This window comes from Nitrincola sp. A-D6 (assembly GCF_000764495.1).
Classification (GTDB): domain Bacteria; phylum Pseudomonadota; class Gammaproteobacteria; order Pseudomonadales; family Balneatricaceae; genus Nitrincola.
Window position 1 is genome coordinate 24,371 of sequence record NZ_JRLB01000010.1, and the last position, 18,142, is coordinate 42,512.

Consider the following 18,142-nt stretch of genomic DNA (forward strand, 5'->3'; position numbering starts at 1 on the left):
GCTACCAGCAAACAGGCCAAAATCCCGGAGTTGCTGGTAGAGCGCTCGTGCCCTACCCAGCCAATCGCTGTCCTTCAGACACTCGACGACACCTTGTTGTGCATTACTTTTCAGTCCTGGCACCTGAGCCAGGCGGGCGGCATCGGTGTTAAACAGCCGCTCCGGATTATCAAAAAATGCGGCCAGCGCTTTGGCACTGGTCGGACCGACTCCACGTATGGATAAATGACTCAACAGGTCACTGAAGGTAATCTTCCCTCGCAGGGCCGCAGCTACCTCGCCAGTGGCTTTAAGAGTCACACCCGCCGCAAGCAGCGCATCCATCACGGCCTGATTGTGGCTGTCCTGCATAAAATTATGAATTTCAGAGGCAACTTCCTGCCCAACATCACGCAAAAACACCAGCAATTGCGGCGAGGCTTCACGAATGCGTTTAAGGCTACCAAGACTCTGTGCCAGCACCCGTGCGGTTTCTTCACCCACTTCGGGTATCCCCAAGGCATAGATGAACCGCTCCAGGCTAACCGACTTACTGGCCTGAATCGCCTGATATAAATTCTCGGATGACAGCGCGGCAAAGCCGTCTAATTGCAGTAACTGCTCACTAGTCAGGTGATACAGGTCTGCAGGAGATTTCACCAGCCCCGCTCAACCAACTGCTCAGCATTCTTATCGCCCAGCCCCTCGATATCCATGGCCCGGCGGGAGACAAAATGCAAGATGGACTGCTTAACCTGTGCCTGACAGGCCAGTCGGCCGACACAGCGATAAACAGTACCGAAGCTTTGGCTGTCAGCGGTCTTCCCGTGTTTATTCAGGCGACTGCGCTCAATATCCGAACCACAGACAGGGCAGTGCTCTGGCAGCTGAATTTCGCTAACCTGATCCGGCTGACGCTGCTCCATGACCACACTAACGATCTTCGGAATCACATCACCGGCGCGGCGAACCATCACATAATCACCCACCATCACTCCCAGGCGACTGATCTCATCCATATTGTGCAGCGTTGCATTACTAACGGTGACACCACCGACAAATACCGGTTCCAGCCGCGCTACAGGGGTAATCGCACCCGTACGCCCCACCTGAAACTCCACCGCGTTGAGTCGGGTGATCTCTTCCTGTGCCGGAAACTTCCGGGCAATCGCCCAACGCGGTGCGCGCGAGACAAACCCCAGTTGCTGCTGCTGTTGACGCTGATTGACCTTAAAGACGATGCCATCGATATCATAGGGCAGCGTCTGGCGCTTTTCGGCCAGCCGGGTATAGTAATCCAGACAACCTTGCAGCCCAGAGACCAGGCGCATCTCGGCATTAATCCGTATACCCCAGCGTTGCAGTTGCTCAAGAGTTTGCAAATGCCCTTCCGGCAGCTCTCCTCCGGATACTATCCCGGTACTGTACGCACAAAATTCCAGCGGTCGGGAAGCGGTAATCAGTGGATCTAACTGACGCAGGCTGCCCGCAGCGGCATTGCGTGGGTTAACAAAGGTTTTATCACCGCGCTCCATGGCGGCCTGATTCAGCGCATCAAACCGGCACGGGGCATATAGATCTCACCACGGACTTCCAGACGTTCGGGGATATTCTTGCCGTGCAGTTTAAGCGGCACACTGCGGATCGTGCGCACATTGCCGGTGATATTTTCACCCGTATAACCATCCCCACGAGTCGCACCGAGTACCAGCAACCCTTGTTCATAGATCAGGCTGATGGCGATGCCATCCAGCTTGGGTTCACAGGCAAAATCAACCGGCGACTGATCCAGTCGCTCTTCGACACGTCGCATAAACGCGGCCAGGTCATCATCATTGAAGGCATTATCCAATGACAGCATCGGCAGTTCATGTGTCACTTCGGCAAAGCCGCCCATCGGCTTGGCGCCTACGCGCTGGGTGGGAGACTCGGGGGTAATAAGCTGGGGATGCTCTGCTTCCAACGCCTGTAGTTCAGCAAACAGACGATCATACCCGGCATCAGTGATACTCGGGTCATCCAGTACATAATAACGATAGTTGTGCTGATCCAGCTGTTGGCGCAGATCAGCCAGTTTGGCGGCTATATCCTGATGAGTCATGGGGTGTCTTATGGCTTAGAGGTTATCGGCCCAGTTTTCGACGACGGCTCTGCATCTCGAAATCGCGAATACGCTGACGATAGTGCTCTTTGGTTTGCTCACGCATTACTGAACGGTCTTCATCAAGCAGATCACCATCCAGGTGCTTGGCAAGCGTTTCTGCCGTCGCCAGCATGCACTCATAAGCGGTCATCGGATCTTTGGGTTCACGCATCGACATAAAGAAGGACACGGCAGGGGTTTCCAGCTCTTCCATGGCCTCCGGATCAAAGGTACCCGGATTAACCGCATTGGCCATGCTGAACTGCAAAGATGACGCCGCGGCATCACCCTCAAAGCGGTGATAAATCGACATATCACCAAACTCCATACCACAGGCTTCAACTACTTTTTTCAACGGCTCGCCGGGTAGTTTCTGACGGTCACGTCCTACTACCGTGATCACCAGTACTTCGTCTGGATCGGGCATATCGCTGAGTGCTTTACGCGCCGAAGCAGCCGCTGATTTTGAGGCTACGGAGCTGGCGGCCTGAGTTTCAGCAGCGCGATTATCTGACACTTCAGGTGTGCTGGGCGCTTGAGCTTTAGGTGCTGTCGTTTTTGGCTTAGACGGCGATTCAGCTTGCGGCTCTGAATCATATTCAGATTCAAATTCAGATTCCAACGCTGAAAGTCCCATATCTGACGGGAGATCATCTTCAGGCTCATCCAGGGGGAGCGTAAAGCTGGGGTTTTCAACCTGGCGACGCCGCGGTTTTTCCGCTACCCGACGGCTATAATCCTTGTTGGTATCTTTACGGTCTTCTTTACTGTCGTCTTTAACTGAGCCTTTAGCCGCGGCTTTGTTAGCCATAATCTGATGAATCGGCTGTTCCAGATCCAGGTCGAGGTATAGATTTGACTGGGCTGCTTCCTGATCAGGTGCATCCCTATCAAATGGATCTGAGGGTATCTCATCAAACAAGGGATCCAGACCGGAATAATCGGTTTTACTGTTTTCAGAGACTGTAGCGCTATCTTCAGGCAGGCTGACTGTATCTTTATGCGCCTGGAGCTCAGGTTCTGGTTCTGGTTCTGGTTCATCAAAGTTATCAAACTGACGTTCCAGTTCAGGATCCCACTCAGACTGTTCTGTTACAGGTTCCGGCTCAACTGACTCACTAGAGGGAGGTTGTACGTCATCTTCAGCATCACCTTCATCAAGGGTGAAGGTGGTTGTAACCGGTGTCGTTTCAGATGGTAAATCAAATGCCTCAATCATACCGTCTTGAAGTTCGGTAGGATTAATATCATTGAGCATCGGAATATCAATATCATCTGACTCAGGAAGGGACGCTTCAGTCCGATCATCAGCACTGGCAGCAGTTTCTTGTACCTTTTGCGCTACCGGCACTTCTGGTTCAGGCTCAGATTTGCTAAAACCTATATCGAGACTATCCGATCCAGGCTCAGCATAATCGCTATGCTGGAATTGTTTGGTAACAGGCTGCTGCGGGCCGGGTTCCTGCGACGAAGCAGTTAAAGGCGGCTCTACAGACGAACGAACGCGTGCGCCACCATTAGGTAGCTCAGGGTTATGATGGCTGGTCTCGCCGATTTCTGACAGAGTTTTGTCAATATCAATGCGTAACCGGTTGCGGTTAGCACGTATTCGGCGCCAACCGTCAAAAAGAATCAGGGCGATGACAAAAATAGCGCCGATGATAAGCCATTCGCGAAGACTGATCTCCATGATTCAAGCGGTTCCCAAGTTACAACTCTGATTATAAATAGTGTTAAGGCTACTCAACCCGTTCACTGATGATCAGCTTCACATACTCATCACCATCTGTCACTTTAACATTGCTGAGCTCACCTTTAAAGTCACCCGACTGCTGTTCTGCCATACCGGATACACTAATACGCGCCACGATATCGACATTTTCGAAATCAGCCAAACTTACGCCTTCAACCATGGAGTTGGCGGCACTGAGAAAAATCTCTGCGGGCAGCTGTGATACCTGTAGCCGCTCTACGGTAATAGGCATACGCTCACCAGGAGCGCGGGCATATACAAAGATCAACTGATCTCCACGGACCTCAGTCATCAATGACTCGTTAAGATCAAGATGCAAACGTACTCCAGGACCCTCTGTAACCTCCTCCATGACGATACCCTGCGCTTCAAGTTGCTCACGCGCACGTGCAATGCCCGTCTGCAATGACTGTACTGACTGACCATCGGCCACCTGCAAGGCTTTTTCCCAATGCATAATAGCAGCCTGGTATTCTTCAGCTTCAAACGCCGCTATGCCTAGCAATCCCAGGGCGGTCAATTCATTAGGGTCCAGTCGCAGGGTAGCTTCCACCTGCTCCGTCACCTCAGCTGTCATTTGGCCCTGGTTGGCGAAATACAGTGCCTGTGCCAGCTGCCCCATGACCATTGGAAATTCTACTGCTGTCTCAGGCAAATACCTGAGCGACTGTTTAAACGCATCAGCTGCGGCAGCAAATTGACTCATATTCATTCGTGTGGTTGCCAGAAGGTACCAGCCTTCCGCATTCTCAGGTCGCTGATCCAACTCATCTTCGAGCTGCTGTATTGCTTCTTCTATAGATATATCACCCTGCCAGGTGCTTGCTGCCATACATCCATAGCCATTTTACTGGCGACATCATCGGCACGCCCCAGGTAGGCATATAGTCCGAACGAGAAGGTCGGTACTAACAGCGCAATGAGTGTAATGGTCACTAGCTGGGACGGTCCTACACGCATCACCGGTGCGGCTGGCCGACTTTCATCCGCATCAATCAGCAGGTTTTTTTCCAATTCGGTTTTTAAATCAACAAAGGCACTTTCAGTCAACGTACCCGCATCCAGCTCTTTTTCCAATTCAACCAAGCGCTCACGGAAAATGGCCACATTCTGAGCTGTTCGATCTGCTTCGGTTTCTTCTGCAACGGGCCGTTCACTACGACTTTTCAACAAAGGCCAAAACACGATAACTACAGCAATCAATGTCATGACACCGATGCCTACCCAGAGTAACGTCATAAATTCTTATCCTGTTGCAATAATTTGTTCAACCGCGAGCGTTGCTCTGAACTCAGTTCATCTGAAAACCTGGTATTGACGTCAGGCCCCACGGACGAATCAGCCACTGCACCAGTGTCAGCTACTGACCGTCTTAAGCGTCTGTTTCTTGCCACCAACCAAACTGCACCAAAACCACCTACCAATAACACAAATGGACTGAACCAAAGGAGATACGTATCCGGGGCGATGCGTGGTCGGTAGTGAACGAAATCACCAAAACGACTGACCATGAAATCCAGTATTTCATCATCTTCATAGCCAGCTTCTATCATGCGATGCAGTTCACGGCGTAAATCAGCCGCCAAGGGTGCATCAGAATCGGATATGTTCTGATTCTGACAGGTAGGGCAACGCAGCTCCTTGGACAGATGGAAATAGCGCATTTCGTTCTGAGTGGTTGAAAACTCGTAGGTTTCAAAAGAAGCCTGCGCACCAATACAAAACATAAACAACAGAGCAAAGAGACTTAATCGCAAACTCATGCCTCCTCCTCAGCGGCGATGGCATCCATCAACCCCTTAAGATGCTGCCAGGCTTTCTCATCTACCTCACCAACATGGCGGTAACGAATCACGCCTGAACTATCCAGAATATAGGTTTCTGGCGCACCATAGACACCCAGATCCAGACCTAAACGCCCTTCACGATCAACGATGACCTTACTGTAAGGATCTTTGTAACGCTGCAACCAGTCTCGCGCCAGCTCCGGGTCATCCTTATAGTTCAATCCATAGATGGGAATACCCTCTTCCAGGCCGATTTTGTTCAATTGCTCATGCTCTTCCTTGCAGGTTGGACACCAGGTAGCCCAGACATTCAGCAATGCAATCTCACCCTTAACATCTTCATGAGTAAGCACGCGTTCAGGCTCATAGAGAGAGGGTAAAGCGAACTCAGGAAATGGACGATCAATGAGTGCAGAAGGCAGTTTAGAGGGTCCATAAACAACCCCTTGTAGAGAAAAATACCCAGTACCAAAAAAGCAACAAAGGGGACAAAAACCATTAATTTGCGCATAGTTACTCCGTCACAGCCTGTCGAGCAGCCACATCTCTGCGTGCCTGTTTACGATACCGGGGATCACTTGCTGCCAATAAGCCGCCAGCCATCATCAGCAAAGCGCCTAACCAGATCCAGCGAATAAAGGGTTTAAATTGCAACCTGAGCGCCCAGGCACCATTTTCAAGCTCTTCTCCCATGGCAATATAAAGATCTCGAAAAAGGCCCGGATCAAGTGCAACCTGCGTCATCACCATGCCACGTGCGTTGTACATACGTTTCTCAGGAAACATTTCCCGGTAAGGTTTACCTTCATAAAGGACTCTGACACGCGCCATATCAGAGGTATAATTTGGCCCCTGTACCTCCCGCGCACCATCAAAAATAAAGGTATAGCCGCGAAACTCCAAGGTATCTCCCGGAGCCATACGTGCATCGCGATGTTCAACAAATGTTGTGACCATGGCAATACCTATCACGGTAACAGCCACACCCACATGACCAAGCAGCATGCCGTAGTAGCTACGTGACTGTTTGGTTAACCCGGACAATAGCCCTTTGCGCTTGCGCAGGCGACCAATAAACTCACGCCCCCAAGCGAACACTATCCAATAGCTTAATACAAACGCCAATACGACCCACACATCCAGCGTACCACTATAAAGCCAGTTGGTTGCAAAACCAGCAACAACCGCCAGCACAGCGGGTAGCCAGAGCTTGGAAACCAACAGGGAAAGCGAGGTTTCTTTCCAGCGACTAACGGAAGCTATACCAAGGAAAATCACCATTATCGACATCAGTGGCACAAACAAGGTATTAAAATACGGAGGCCCGACTGAGATTTTCCCCAAATTCAAAGCATCCATTACCAGCGGATAGAGCGTACCAATCAGCACCATGCGCAGGCCACGGTAAAGAGAATATTATTAACCAGCAAAAAGCTTTCACGCGAGCTGAGTGCAAACGAAGACTCACTTTTTACCGAGCCGGCACGGATAGCGTACAAAAGTAATGAGCCACCGATAACAAAGATCAACATCCCTAAAATAAAGATGCCACGCTCAGGATCTGTGGCAAAGGCATGCACTGAAGTCAGCACACCGGATCGCACCAGAAAGGTACCCAGCAAACTCAAGCAGAAGGCCGAGATGGCCAGCAACACCGTCCAACTTTTAAATACACCACGTTTTTCAGTCACAGCCAGACTGTGAATAAGCGCTGTAGCCACTAGCCAAGGCATTAATGAAGCGTTTTCTACCGGGTCCCAGAACCACCAACCGCCCCAGCCGAGCTCGTAATAAGCCCACCAACTTCCCAAGGCGATGCCCAACGTCAGGAACGCCCAGGCCACATTAGTCCAGGGGCGTGACCAGCGCGCCCAAGCCGCATCTAACCGACCGCTTAACAAGGCAGCGATAGCAAAGGAGAATGCCACAGACAAGCCGACATAGCCCATGTACAAGGCAGGGGGGTGCACAATCAGACCAAAATCCTGTAACAACGGGTTAAGATCGGCACCCTGCATCGGGGCATTGGGCAAAAGACGATCAAACGGGCTGGATGTAAACAATATGAACATCAGGAAAGACGCCGTAATCATGCCCATAACCGCCAATACCCGACCGAGAATATCCAGCGGCAGATCTTTACTTTTAATGGCTACAGCCAGGGTCCAGAAAGCTTGTATCCAGACCCACAACAGAAGAGACCCTTCATGACCACCCCAAATCGCACTGACCTTATAATACCAAGGCAGGTTAATGTTAGAACTGTGTGCGACGTAAGCGACCGAGAAATCATCCATCTGAAATGAATAGGCCAGCAACAGCATCGCCAATGTCAGAAAGAAAAACACTCCTTTAGCCAAAGGCCGGGCATAATCAACCCAGAGTTTATTACCATTATAAGCGCCGACCAGGGGCACAACTGAAAGAATTAGCGCCAGACACAAGGCGAGGATGGTCGAAAAAGTACCTAACTCTGGAAACATGCTTAATAATCCTTAGCGGCTGAGGCAGGCATTTTTGGCATTTCACCCGCAACCGCCAAGGCTTCGGCTATCTCAGGAGACATGTAATTTTCATCATGCTTTGCCAGCACTTCGGAAGCGACGAAACGACCGCCATGGTCCAGCATCCCCTGAGCCACAATACCCTGCCCTTCACGGAACAGGTCAGGCAGAATCCCCACATATTCCACTCGGGTAGTATGGGCGTAATCGGTGATATCGAACTCTACTTTCAGACTGTCAGGGTCTCTAAGGATACTGCCTTCAACCACCATACCTCCGGCACGAATGCGGGTATCTGCAGGCGCTTCACCCATGGATATCTGACTGGGGGAGTAAAACAGATTGATATTCTGACTGAGCGCATAGGCCGTTAGACCCACCGCCACACTGGCTCCGAATACAATCATTAACACAATCGTTAGTCGTTGTTTGCGCTGTGCATTCATGACTTGGTCTCCTCTCTACGAATCCGACGCAACTGCTCGGTGATCAGACGTTTACGCGTCAGCATCGGTGAAATCACATTGGCCAGCAGGACCACGAGCCCAATTGCATAGCTACTCCAGACATACAGCCCATGCCCGCCCATGGCGAGAAAATCGGAAAAACTGTCGAAACTCACATCAACCCCTTAGCTGTATCAATAGTTCACGAACCCACCCTGTACGGCGCTCCCGGCGGATGATTTCATTGCGCAAGCGCAGCATCAGTACAACGGCAAAGAAACAATAGAAACCTATCACCAAAAGCAGCAGAGGAACCCACATTTCAGCGGGCATGGCTGGCTTCTCAGTCACACTGAAGGTGGCAGGCTGGTGTAACGTATTCCACCAGTCCACTGAATACTTGATTATGGGTATATTGACCAACCCCACCAATGCCAGAACAGCCGTCGATTGTGCAGCAGTAGACTCACTTTCTATAGCAGAGTTCAGCGCCATCACACCCAAATATAAAAAAAGCAGAATCAGCATGGATGTAAGTCTGGCATCCCACACCCACCAGGAGCCCCAGGTAGGCTTCCCCCAGATAGCACCAGTGACCAATGCCAGAACAGCCAGTGAAGCCCCGATAGGGGCACAGGACTTGGCTACCATATCGGCCACTTTCATCTTCCAGATCAGCCTATAGCACCGGCAATCGCCATAGTTAAGTATATGGACTGCGCCATATAGGCCGTGGCACATGCAAATAAATAATACGAAAACTGTTACCCTGTTGATAATCCGGAGGTGCGAAGGCAAGCCCCCAAATCATTCCACCCACAATCAGTATTACTGCAGCGATTGCAAAGCCCGGTAACAGTTTGCCGGTAATCTGGTAACACCAGCGTGGTGAAGCCAGTTGATAGAACCAACGCGGCATCAGGTTTTTTCCTGCCATAGTTTTCTCTTTATCCACTTACCGAAATTCGTAATGCAGCTGCAATGGCCAGCGGCGCTAAAGCCAACCCCAATGCCAGCAACGCCCCCAGTAAAGCCAGATGCCCGCCGACTGGCAGACCTGTCAATGCAGCTTCAACAGCCGCAGTACCAAAAATAAGCACGGGATATACAGTGGCAATACCAATAATGAAATCAGCACACCACCTTTACGCAACCCTACCGTCAGTGCCGCCCCTATCGCACCCACCAAACTTAAAGTCGGGGTACCAATCAACAAACTCAGCATCAGCCCCTGCATTCCCTCGGCTGGCAAAAACAGCATTACCCCGAGTAAAGGAGCCATCAGCGTGAGAGGTAAACCAGTCATCATCAGTGTGCCAGCACCTTACCCAACACCACAATAAACAAAGGTTGCGGGCTTAAGAGTATCTGTTCTAGTGATCCATCTTCAAAATCTGAACGAAACAGACTATCCATAGCCAGTAACGTAGCCAGTAAAGCCGCGACCCAAACCACACCCGGGGCTAACAGCGCCAGCAAGGTAGGCTCGGGACTTACACCCAGTGGAAACAACGTGGCGACCATTAAAAAAAAGATCAACGGATTAACCAGATCACTACGTCGGCGCAATGCCAGTTGCAACTCACGCCTTAAAGTGGCAATGAAAATACGTGTCGGACGGTAATCTGTCTCACTATCAGACCGCAATGCTGCTAGTTGCTGATGATTAGTTTCTATCATGCGCATTTAGTTCCTGAGGGTTCATCCAGATTGATGCGACGAACATGCCGATTCAGGTCCAGCTCATGGTGGGTGGTCAACATCACTGTACCACCACGTGCGGCATGCTCCACCAGCAAGGCCTCCTTGGCGGCAACCCCTTTTTTATCGATTGCTGTAAAAGGCTCATCAAGAATCCACAAAGGCGCCCGGCTCAAATATAAACGCGCCAGGTTGACACGTCGATTTTGTCCGGCTGACAGCATGTGACAGGCACATCTTCAAACCCACTCAAGCCTACCGCATTAAGAGCCACAGGGATTTGCTGCAGGTCAATGCCAGGGTCCAGTGCGGCATACCAACGCAAATTTTCTTCCGGCGTAAGTATGGCTTTAACGCCAGCCTGATGACCGAAATACAGTAATTGACGGCGAAACGCCTCTACCTGGGTCGTCACCGATTCACCACGCCAGAGAATTTCCCCTTCATATTGGCGTGACAAGCCACTTAAAATGCGCAGCAGCGTTGTTTTGCCACTGCCATTTTGACCTTCAACCTGTAGAATTTCACCAGGGAACACACTGAAGCACAAGCCATCAAACAACACTCGGTCATCACGTTCGCAGAAAAGATCCAGCACCTGAAGAAGCGGGTCAGCCACAAATCACCCTGTTATGAAAAATATACTGAATCAACAGTAACACTGTAAAAATCTACATTACCGCCGATATAAATAAGGCTATTATTATAAACTGTTAGTGTCAGTCATGTTAGAGGTTTACTGGGGAAGACTGTGCAATCTTATCTGAACGTGCGCGCGATCAATGTTAGCAATGAAGCCGGTCAAGCTGGCCGCAGTGCAGATATTGCGCGCGTATTGCCCGCTGGCCAGGAAGCCAGCGCAACGGTAAAACATGTAGCACAAAATCCGTCGCAGCCGTCGCAGTTCACTGTGCAGCTGCAAATTGGCAACCGTACTCTGGAACTAACGACTCAGCGACCACTACCACAAGGCAGTCAGGTTCTTCTCAGCCGTGACACTGAAGGCAATTTGCAACTGCGCCTGCCAATCAATACAGGGCAAGCGGCTTCACCACAAACCACAGGACAACCACTGAACAATAATGCACAAAATGCACCCGCTCAAGCCAGAGCGGCAGCCGAAGCATTTTTGCTGCGTATTACCGCCGGATCCCTTAACCAAGCCAACAACCTGCCCTTAAATCAGCCCATACGCGGTGTGGTACTGGCACAACCAGGCGTTGCAGCACAACCGGTGGCAACAGCGCAACCAACAGCAACAGCACAACCCGCGGCAACAGCACAGCCAGCGGCCACATCCAGCAATGTATCCGGCACGGCGGCGCCCAGCATCAGCGGCAATCCAACTACTACGCCCTCCGCCCCCCCCGCACCCAGTGCGGCTACCACCCTAACCAGCAGCACCCCTGCAGCAGCAATACCACCCAGCTCCAGTAGCAACCCGGCTGGCACAACCACTCAAGCCGCCAGCAGTAGCCCAACAGCAGCTCCAACGGCCGCCACTCCTGCAGCACCAGCTTCAACAGCACCGACAGCACCTGCATCAAGTGCGCCCGGTTCACCCACTACGCCACCGGGTGGGTTAGCCGCAGCTGTCGCAAGTGCCACAGCGACGACGTCGCAAACACTGGCGGCCATCATCCAACCACTGCCAGCTCAGTCATCTGGGCAACAACAGGCCCAACCAGCAGCACAAGCAGGAAGTACAACGCCAACGACACTCTCAGCCGCACAATCAACACCACTGCCAGCTACCAGTTCACCCGCTGCAACAACAGCCGCACCAGCTGTTAACACACAAGCAGCCAGCACACCTGCCACGCCGTTAGTCAACGCACTCAGCCAAGCAGATGCATCACCCAGACCCCAGGGGGGTATCCAGTACGTGTACTGGCCGCCGGGCAGGTGATCGAGCTGGTCAGTCCGCGTCCGATTCAGGCGGGCCAGCAGGTCGACATCACCCGCAATGAGCAAGGATTAATACGCCTGCAGGTGACCCAGCCTGCCTTGCCACTGTCACAACAACCGGGTGTGCAAGCGATCATGCAGCAAACGCTACGTGAAGTTCTGCCACTTCAATTGCCACTAGCGGATGGACTTAACCAACTCATGCGGATCAATGAGCGTCAGCAGGGAGTCAATCAAAACAGTGCGTTAAATAAGCTGATTCAGTCAATGCTGGGGCTGTTCAGTGTAAAACCCGGGTCTGCTGATGCCGACAAGGCGATTGCCCGCAATTTGCAACAAGGAGGTCTACTGAGTGAAGCGGGACTGAACCGGGCCACCAGTGAACGCGCGCCACCCCCAGACCTCAAGCAACAACTTGGACAATTGCTGAAGCTGGCCGACCAACTCCCGGCTCAGGCACGTGAGCAACTGACACAACTGATCAACTCACTGCTTGCCCGCTCAACCGCTCAGCAGATCAGCAGTCTACAGCGCTGGAGAGATCTGCCGGATGGGGGACAGGAGCGCCATTTTCGACTTGACCTGCCCATCCAGCAGGATAAGCAGTTTGAAAATGCAGAACTGCGCATTACTGAACATCGCCGACGGGATGAAGAAGGCAAATTTGTCACTCTCTGGAGTGTCCGCCTGCACTTTGAACTGGAGGATGCCGGCTCACTGGATGCGGATATCAGCTTGCAGGAAAGTTTTCAGCTCAGCGCCAGCTTCTGGGTGGAAAAACCTGAAACCCTGGGTCGCCTGCGCGAGCGACTGAAGGACTTTGAGGTAGATTTAAAGCGTAAGGGGTTTGATGTGTCACCTCTATATGCCAGACTGGGAAAGATGGCTAATCCTGAGCTCACTCCGCTGCAGAAACGCTTAGTGGACGTACACACCTAATGAAAAAAAACGACCTGGACACCCGGGCTGTAGCCCTGAAATATGATCAACAGAAAGGTACAGCACCGAAGGTTGTAGCCAAGGGCAAAGGCCTGATTGCCGAGCAAATATTGGCCTTAGCACGTGAACATGATGTGCATATACACGAGAACCCGGAACTGCTTGAGGTGCTGATCCGGCTGGAACTGGGAGATGAAATCCCGGAAGCACTCTACAAGGCGATCGCCGAAGTGATCGCATTTGCTTACACGCTGAAGCAGGACAATCCGGAAAACTTATCGAAAAGCTAATCCCCACCCTACCAGCATTACGCCATCGCCGACATGCGTGCAGCCGTATCCCGAATCCGTGCCACCATGGCTTTCAGACCATTACCGCGACTCGGACTGAGGTGTTTGATCAGATTCAGTGCTTCAAAATATCCTTCGATATCAAAGCGCTGAATTTCAGCCGGAGTTTTGGCATTATAGGCGGCCAGAACGACTGCCAGCAAACCACGGACAATATGCGAATTACTGTCCGCTTCAAAATAGAGTTTGTTATCCTCCAGCCGCTCAGATAACCATACCAGACTCTGGCAACCCTTGACCTGATTGGCTTCAGTCTGTTGCGTTTCAGCCATAGGCGGGAGTTCTTTGCCTAAATCTATAATGTAACGGTAACGATCTTCCCAGCTATCAAAGAAAGACAGGGTATCGACTATGTCGTCGGTGGTTATATCAGTTCCAAAGGTTTTCATCAGACTTCTGTTATCTCTTTCAGTAGAACATACCGGTTGTCAGCTGCGCCTCTTCGCTCATCATATCGCGTTGCCAGGGCGGATCAAATACCAGCTCTACTTTAACCGTTTCAACATTGGGTACTTTGGCCACCCGGTATTCAACATCACCTACCAATACCGGCCCCATCCCACAACCCGGTGCGGTCAGTGTCATATCAATATCAACCCTGTGTGCCTGCTGATCAATGCGGACTGAGTAAATCAGTCCCAGATTGACCAGATCCACTGGAATTTCAGGGTCATAAATAGTACGTAGTGCTTCCCAGACCTGAGCTTCCAGAATCTCATCCGTTTCTGCAGGTGGGAATGACAACTTTTCTGCTTCCAGACCCAGTGCAGCGGCATCTGTTCCATCGACACGTACCATTTGGCCATGCCAGGTCAGAGTATAATTGCCACCGAGTGACTGAGTGATGGTGACAAAAGTGTCCTTGGGAATAGTCACAGGCGTACCAGCCGGAACGATACGTGCCGGACAGTCCGTCTGCGTGACAACCATACGTCTTTCCATTACTCATTCACCGTAAAGCTTTCACCACAACCGCATTCGCTGGTGGCATTGGGGTTGATAAACTTGACCTGACGATTAATGCCTTCACGGACATAATCAATTTCTGATCCCCTGACAATCGGCAGGCTCGCCCTGTCTATCAGCAAGGTAACATCTTCAACTTGCAGCTTAAGATCTTCCTGCTCAGCCGCTTCAACCAGATCGAGAATGTACATAAAACCGGAACAGCCGCTGGGTTTCACACTCAGCCTCACGGCCTGAGCCTTATCTTGAGCACTCAACTGTTTACGAAAGTGCTCAAGGGCAGCTGGAAGTACCGTGACTGTCTGAGTCGCCGGGTCAAAACCTTCTACCGACATAAATTAACCTCCATCTGTAAATCAGAGTAGGAATTCGCGCGCTTTAGCCAGACCATCGAACAAGCGGTCTACCTCAGCCAGCGTATTGTAAAAACTAAAACTGGCCCTGACCGTGCCATCCAGACCCAGATGCTCCATCACCGGCTGGGCGCAGTGATTGCCGGTACGTACAGCAATGCCCTGCTGATCCAGCAACATACCGATATCAGCGGCATGTATACCGTCAAGTACAAAACTCATCACACAGATGCGGTTCTGCGCTGTACCCACCAAACGCATGCCATCGAACGCCTCGGCACGCTGCTGGGCATACTGCATCAGTGCTTGCTCATGCGCGATCATGCCCGCTTTATCGAGGCTGTTAAGATAGCTAATGGCGGCGGCCAGACCTATGGCATCGGCAATATTGGGTGTCCCGGCTTCAAATTTGAAGGGGATTTTGTTAAACGTCGTACCTGCAAAGCTGACGTCTTCGATCATTTCACCACCGCCGTGCCAGGGCGGCATGGCTTCCAACAGTTCGGCACGTCCCCAAAGGGCACCAATGCCTGTCGGGCCAAACAACTTATGTCCGGAAAAGGCATAAAAATCGCACCCCAGCGCCTGCACATCTGTCATCCAGTGACTGATCGCCTGAGCACCGTCGATCATCACCAGTGCCCCCACCGCATGCGCCAGCCGGGCTATCTCACGCACCGGGTTGATACTGCCAAGGGCATTGGAGACATGTCCGACAGAGACCATTTTGACGCGCTCATCCAGCATGTTCTCAAATGCCGGCATATCGATTTCGCCCACTGCAGTGACAGGAATAGCCTCCACCTGCGCACTTTTTTCTGCGGCAATTAACTGCCAGGGAACAATATTGGAGTGGTGCTCCATCATTGAGACCAATATACGGTCCCCCGCCTGTAAATTCTGACGCCCCCAACTGGCGGCTACCAGGTTAACACCCTCGGTGGTCCCGCGTGTCCAGATCACCTCACGTGCTTCCGGTGCATTAATGAAGCCAGCGACGGATAAGCGCGCCTGTTCAAACGCTTCGGTAGCACGGTCACTCAGAGTATGTGCGCCCCGGTGTACATTACTGTTATCAAAGCTGTAATAGTGCACCAGCGCATCAATAACCGCCTGAGGTTTTTGTGTTGTGGCACCGTTATCCAGATAGACCAGCGGATGTCCATTCACCTGCTGCTGCAGAATCGGAAAATCCGCACGCACAGCATCAACATCAAAGGGTTTGCGTTGCTCAGTCATGGATAATATGCCGTGTCAGTTGCCCATCCTGCCAAATAATTTTGCCAAACGCGGGCGCAGCCAAACTTTCAAGGGTTCCAGAGTCAGATTCTCTACCAGTTCATTAACAAAGCCGAAGCTCAGCATTACCCGCGCCTCCGCTTCAGAAATACCGCGACTGGTCAGATAAAACAGTGCTTCATCGTTAAGCTGACTAACAGTTGCACCATGCGCACAACGCACATCATCGGCATAGATTTCCAGCTCAGGCTTGGTATTGATCTGGGCGCGGTCTGAAGTGAGCAGATTGCGGTTACTTAACTGCGCCAGGGTTTTCTGGGCATCCTTATGTATATGGATACGGCCATTAAAAACCGCTTTTGCGCTATCCGACATCACCCCACGAAACACTTCCGTGGTAGTACAGTGGGGCACGCAGTGCTCGACATTGGTGTGGTAGTCAATGCGTTGATTATTGCGTGGCAGATAAATGCCGTTCAGCTGCAAATCAGAACCACAGCCCTGATGGAATACATGGTAATCAATGCGTTTCAGGCGGCTACCGGTTGCCAGCGTAAATCCCTGCATGCGCGAATCTGCAGCCAGACTGACATGCACACCACCGGTATGCAGTGATTGTTCCGATTCCAGATTGATGCGGTGATGACTTAATGAAGCATTGGCTTTCAAAACCAGCTCAGTGGTGGCGTTTATCCAGCCTTTGTCCTGATCTCTCATGGTAAAGAAATGTTCCAGCACCTCGGCCTCAGCACCACTTTCCAACACTACCAGTAAACGGGCATTTACCACTTCAGCCGAGAGGGTATCGGTTGCATGAACAATATATACCGGTTTATCCAACCGCTGATTAGCCTGCACATGCAGCAACACACCCTCGTCAAGCCAACTGCTATTGAGCGCTGCAAACAGGTGTTTGTGCTGATCGGCGATGCTATTCAGGTGTTCACGGATCACTGCTTGCTGTTCGCTACCTGCGGCGGAAAAACGCACCACTTCATCAGGCAGGCTTGAAGACAAACCCGCATCGAAGCGACCATTCACGAACACCAGGCGATAAGCATCCAATTCGATCAGCCATCAGTGGAGTCCAGTTTTGCCTGAGATGCCAACTGCCACTGCGCATTTTCAATCGGCAAAAGTGAAGTATAGCGCCAGGCCTCGGTTTTACGTGTCGGCCAGGGCAAATCCTGCCACAACTGACCGCCCTGTTCTCTGACCTGACCCAACCAGGCGGGAAACGGCTGTCCAGAAGCCAGCGATACGGCGTGTTGCTGAAACTCTGAAGTCATCACGCCACCTCGTTTTCGAGCCAGCTGTAGCCCTTGGCTTCCAGCTCCAGCGCCAGTGACTTGTCACCCGATTTAACAATGCGGCCATTGGCCAGTACATGCACATAATCCGGTACGATAAAATCCAGCAGGCGCTGATAGTGGGTCACAACAATAAAGCTGCGGTTCTCTGCACGCATGGCATTCACACCACGTGCGACAACCTGCAGGGCATCAATATCCAGGCCTGAATCTGTTTCATCCAGGATGCACAATGACGGCTCCATCAACATCATCTGCATGATCTCGTTACGCTTCTTCTCGCCGCCGGAGAAGCCTTCATTGACGCCACGTTTGAGAAAGCTCTGATCCAGATCCACAGCCTTGCTGGCTTCTCGCGCCATCTTCATAAAGTCGATAGCTGACAGCTCTTCCTGCCCGGTATGTGCACGGCGAGCATCAACAGCGGCTTTGAGTAGCTCCATATTGCTGACGCCAGGAATTTCTACCGGATACTGAAACGCCAGAAACAACCCTTCACGTGCCCTCACCTCAGGCTCAAGATCAAGCAAATTCATACCTTTAAAGCTGACACTCCCGGAGGTGGGCTCATAGCCAGGACGACCCGCCAGTACATTACCCAGCGTACTTTTACCGGCACCATTGGGGCCCATGATGGCGTGAATTTCACCCGGCTTCACCTCCAGCGACAATTCACGCAGGATGGCTTTATCTTCTATTGAGGCACACAGTTTACTGATATTTAACATAGTATCTTCCAAAACATTAACGTATACGGCTGAGAA

General features: G+C 51.6%; 18 protein-coding genes and 6 pseudogenes. 3 read left to right on the forward strand and 21 right to left on the reverse strand.

The features are described 5' to 3' along the window. Positions 1-162: 162 nt before the first annotated feature. The 14 genes and pseudogenes from LH51_RS24600 to ccmA all read right to left on the reverse strand — a co-directional run. Positions 163-639: pseudogene (locus LH51_RS24600) on the reverse strand (helix-hairpin-helix domain-containing protein); the annotation flags it as partial. Continuing rightward, a pseudogene (gene ligA, locus LH51_RS24605) lies at positions 636-2,080 on the reverse strand (NAD-dependent DNA ligase LigA). The pseudogenes LH51_RS24600 and ligA, both read right to left, overlap by 4 nt. Before the next feature lie 22 nt (positions 2,081-2,102). Continuing rightward, positions 2,103-3,812 (reverse strand): cell division protein ZipA, encoded by a 1,710-nt coding sequence (gene zipA, locus LH51_RS18730; protein ID WP_052063382.1) that lies wholly within the window; start codon positions 3,810-3,812, stop codon positions 2,103-2,105. A gap of 49 nt (positions 3,813-3,861) precedes the next feature. Next, complete coding sequence (locus tag LH51_RS02540) at positions 3,862-4,707, reverse strand: tetratricopeptide repeat protein (protein ID WP_036519478.1); 846 nt, start codon at positions 4,705-4,707, stop codon at positions 3,862-3,864. Further along, positions 4,671-5,114, reverse strand: a complete 444-nt coding sequence (ccmI, locus tag LH51_RS02545) for a c-type cytochrome biogenesis protein CcmI (RefSeq protein WP_036519481.1) — start codon at positions 5,112-5,114, stop codon at positions 4,671-4,673. Before ccmI ends, LH51_RS02540 begins: the two co-directional genes overlap by 37 nt. Beyond that, positions 5,111-5,638 carry a cytochrome c-type biogenesis protein gene (locus tag LH51_RS02550; RefSeq protein WP_036519483.1) on the reverse strand — a complete coding sequence of 176 codons (528 nt, stop codon included), beginning with the start codon at positions 5,636-5,638 and terminating at the stop codon, positions 5,111-5,113. The genes ccmI and LH51_RS02550 overlap by 4 nt, the downstream gene beginning before the upstream one ends. Beyond that, entirely contained in the window at positions 5,635-6,165 is a 531-nt protein-coding gene (locus tag LH51_RS02555; RefSeq protein ID WP_327124104.1) for a DsbE family thiol:disulfide interchange protein, read from the reverse strand. The genes LH51_RS02550 and LH51_RS02555 overlap by 4 nt, the downstream gene beginning before the upstream one ends. Positions 6,166-6,175: 10 nt before the next feature. Further along, positions 6,176-8,145, reverse strand: a pseudogene (locus LH51_RS24610) (heme lyase CcmF/NrfE family subunit). Positions 8,146-8,147: 2 nt separating this feature from the next. Beyond that, positions 8,148-8,612, reverse strand: a complete 465-nt coding sequence (gene ccmE, locus LH51_RS02565; protein ID WP_036519485.1) for a cytochrome c maturation protein CcmE — start codon at positions 8,610-8,612, stop codon at positions 8,148-8,150. Further along, the gene (gene ccmD, locus LH51_RS02570; RefSeq protein ID WP_036519487.1) at positions 8,609-8,788 is read right to left on the reverse strand and encodes a heme exporter protein CcmD; all 180 of its coding nucleotides are present in this window, start codon (positions 8,786-8,788) and stop codon (positions 8,609-8,611) included. Before ccmD ends, ccmE begins: the two co-directional genes overlap by 4 nt. A 1-nt stretch (position 8,789) precedes the next feature. Continuing rightward, a pseudogene (locus LH51_RS02575) lies at positions 8,790-9,549 on the reverse strand (heme ABC transporter permease). Positions 9,550-9,559: 10 nt separating this feature from the next. Next, positions 9,560-10,220 (reverse strand): annotated as a pseudogene (ccmB, locus tag LH51_RS02580) (heme exporter protein CcmB). A gap of 68 nt (positions 10,221-10,288) precedes the next feature. After that, positions 10,289-10,489 (reverse strand): hypothetical protein, encoded by a 201-nt coding sequence (locus LH51_RS23910; protein WP_327124110.1) that lies wholly within the window; start codon positions 10,487-10,489, stop codon positions 10,289-10,291. Between the two features lie 21 nt (positions 10,490-10,510). Continuing rightward, positions 10,511-10,932: pseudogene (ccmA, locus tag LH51_RS02585) on the reverse strand (heme ABC exporter ATP-binding protein CcmA); the annotation flags it as partial. A 132-nt stretch (positions 10,933-11,064) separates the two neighbouring features. Between ccmA and LH51_RS02590 the strand changes: the two are divergent. Genes LH51_RS02590 through LH51_RS02600 form a run of 3 tightly spaced genes read left to right on the forward strand, consistent with a single transcriptional unit; the run spans position 11,065 to position 13,450 of the window. After that, positions 11,065-12,222 (forward strand): hypothetical protein, encoded by a 1,158-nt coding sequence (locus LH51_RS02590; protein ID WP_036519489.1) that lies wholly within the window; start codon positions 11,065-11,067, stop codon positions 12,220-12,222. Then, the gene (locus LH51_RS02595; RefSeq protein ID WP_036519491.1) at positions 12,219-13,160 is read left to right on the forward strand and encodes a flagellar hook-length control protein FliK; all 942 of its coding nucleotides are present in this window, start codon (positions 12,219-12,221) and stop codon (positions 13,158-13,160) included. The genes LH51_RS02590 and LH51_RS02595 overlap by 4 nt, the downstream gene beginning before the upstream one ends. After that, positions 13,160-13,450: an EscU/YscU/HrcU family type III secretion system export apparatus switch protein gene (locus tag LH51_RS02600; protein ID WP_036519493.1), complete on the forward strand. Its 291-nt coding sequence runs from the start codon at positions 13,160-13,162 to the stop codon at positions 13,448-13,450. The genes LH51_RS02595 and LH51_RS02600 overlap by 1 nt, the downstream gene beginning before the upstream one ends. A 17-nt stretch (positions 13,451-13,467) precedes the next feature. Here LH51_RS02600 and LH51_RS02605 read toward each other — a convergent pair whose 3' ends face one another. Genes LH51_RS02605 through sufC form a run of 7 tightly spaced genes read right to left on the reverse strand, consistent with a single transcriptional unit; the run spans position 13,468 to position 18,106 of the window. Further along, on the reverse strand, positions 13,468-13,899 hold the full coding sequence (locus LH51_RS02605) for a SufE family protein (RefSeq protein WP_036519496.1): 432 nt from the start codon (positions 13,897-13,899) through the stop codon (positions 13,468-13,470). A 19-nt stretch (positions 13,900-13,918) separates the two neighbouring features. Then, positions 13,919-14,452: a putative Fe-S cluster assembly protein SufT gene (gene sufT, locus LH51_RS02610; RefSeq protein WP_200881846.1), complete on the reverse strand. Its 534-nt coding sequence runs from the start codon at positions 14,450-14,452 to the stop codon at positions 13,919-13,921. Further along, complete coding sequence (locus LH51_RS02615; protein WP_036519498.1) at positions 14,452-14,811, reverse strand: HesB/IscA family protein; 360 nt, start codon at positions 14,809-14,811, stop codon at positions 14,452-14,454. The genes sufT and LH51_RS02615 overlap by 1 nt, the downstream gene beginning before the upstream one ends. Before the next feature lie 21 nt (positions 14,812-14,832). Then, on the reverse strand, positions 14,833-16,068 hold the full coding sequence (locus tag LH51_RS02620) for a cysteine desulfurase (protein WP_036519501.1): 1,236 nt from the start codon (positions 16,066-16,068) through the stop codon (positions 14,833-14,835). 15 nt (positions 16,069-16,083) lie between these two features. Beyond that, the gene (sufD, locus tag LH51_RS02625; protein ID WP_200881847.1) at positions 16,084-17,133 is read right to left on the reverse strand and encodes a Fe-S cluster assembly protein SufD; all 1,050 of its coding nucleotides are present in this window, start codon (positions 17,131-17,133) and stop codon (positions 16,084-16,086) included. Between the two features lie 5 nt (positions 17,134-17,138). Continuing rightward, complete coding sequence (locus tag LH51_RS21135; RefSeq protein ID WP_200881848.1) at positions 17,139-17,357, reverse strand: hypothetical protein; 219 nt, start codon at positions 17,355-17,357, stop codon at positions 17,139-17,141. Next, entirely contained in the window at positions 17,357-18,106 is a 750-nt protein-coding gene (gene sufC, locus LH51_RS02630) for a Fe-S cluster assembly ATPase SufC (RefSeq protein WP_036519503.1), read from the reverse strand. Before sufC ends, LH51_RS21135 begins: the two co-directional genes overlap by 1 nt. Positions 18,107-18,142: the final 36 nt, after the last annotated feature.

Bases quoted from the DNA above. Each gene is read 5' to 3' on its own strand.
- zipA (WP_052063382.1), bottom strand. From the start codon at position 3,812: ATGGAGATCAGTCTTCGCGAATGGCTTATCATCGGCGCTATTTTTGTC.
- LH51_RS02540 (WP_036519478.1), bottom strand. From the start codon at position 4,707: ATGGCAGCAAGCACCTGGCAGGGTGATATATCTATAGAAGAAGCAATA.
- ccmI (WP_036519481.1), bottom strand. From the start codon at position 5,114: ATGACGTTACTCTGGGTAGGCATCGGTGTCATGACATTGATTGCTGTA.
- LH51_RS02550 (WP_036519483.1), bottom strand. From the start codon at position 5,638: ATGAGTTTGCGATTAAGTCTCTTTGCTCTGTTGTTTATGTTTTGTATT.
- ccmE (WP_036519485.1), bottom strand. From the start codon at position 8,612: ATGAATGCACAGCGCAAACAACGACTAACGATTGTGTTAATGATTGTA.
- LH51_RS02600 (WP_036519493.1), top strand. From the start codon at position 13,160: ATGAAAAAAAACGACCTGGACACCCGGGCTGTAGCCCTGAAATATGAT.
- LH51_RS02605 (WP_036519496.1), bottom strand. From the start codon at position 13,899: ATGAAAACCTTTGGAACTGATATAACCACCGACGACATAGTCGATACC.
- sufT (WP_200881846.1), bottom strand. From the start codon at position 14,452: ATGGAAAGACGTATGGTTGTCACGCAGACGGACTGTCCGGCACGTATC.
- LH51_RS02615 (WP_036519498.1), bottom strand. From the start codon at position 14,811: ATGTCGGTAGAAGGTTTTGACCCGGCGACTCAGACAGTCACGGTACTT.
- LH51_RS02620 (WP_036519501.1), bottom strand. From the start codon at position 16,068: ATGACTGAGCAACGCAAACCCTTTGATGTTGATGCTGTGCGTGCGGAT.
- LH51_RS21135 (WP_200881848.1), bottom strand. From the start codon at position 17,357: ATGACTTCAGAGTTTCAGCAACACGCCGTATCGCTGGCTTCTGGACAG.
- sufC (WP_036519503.1), bottom strand. From the start codon at position 18,106: ATGTTAAATATCAGTAAACTGTGTGCCTCAATAGAAGATAAAGCCATC.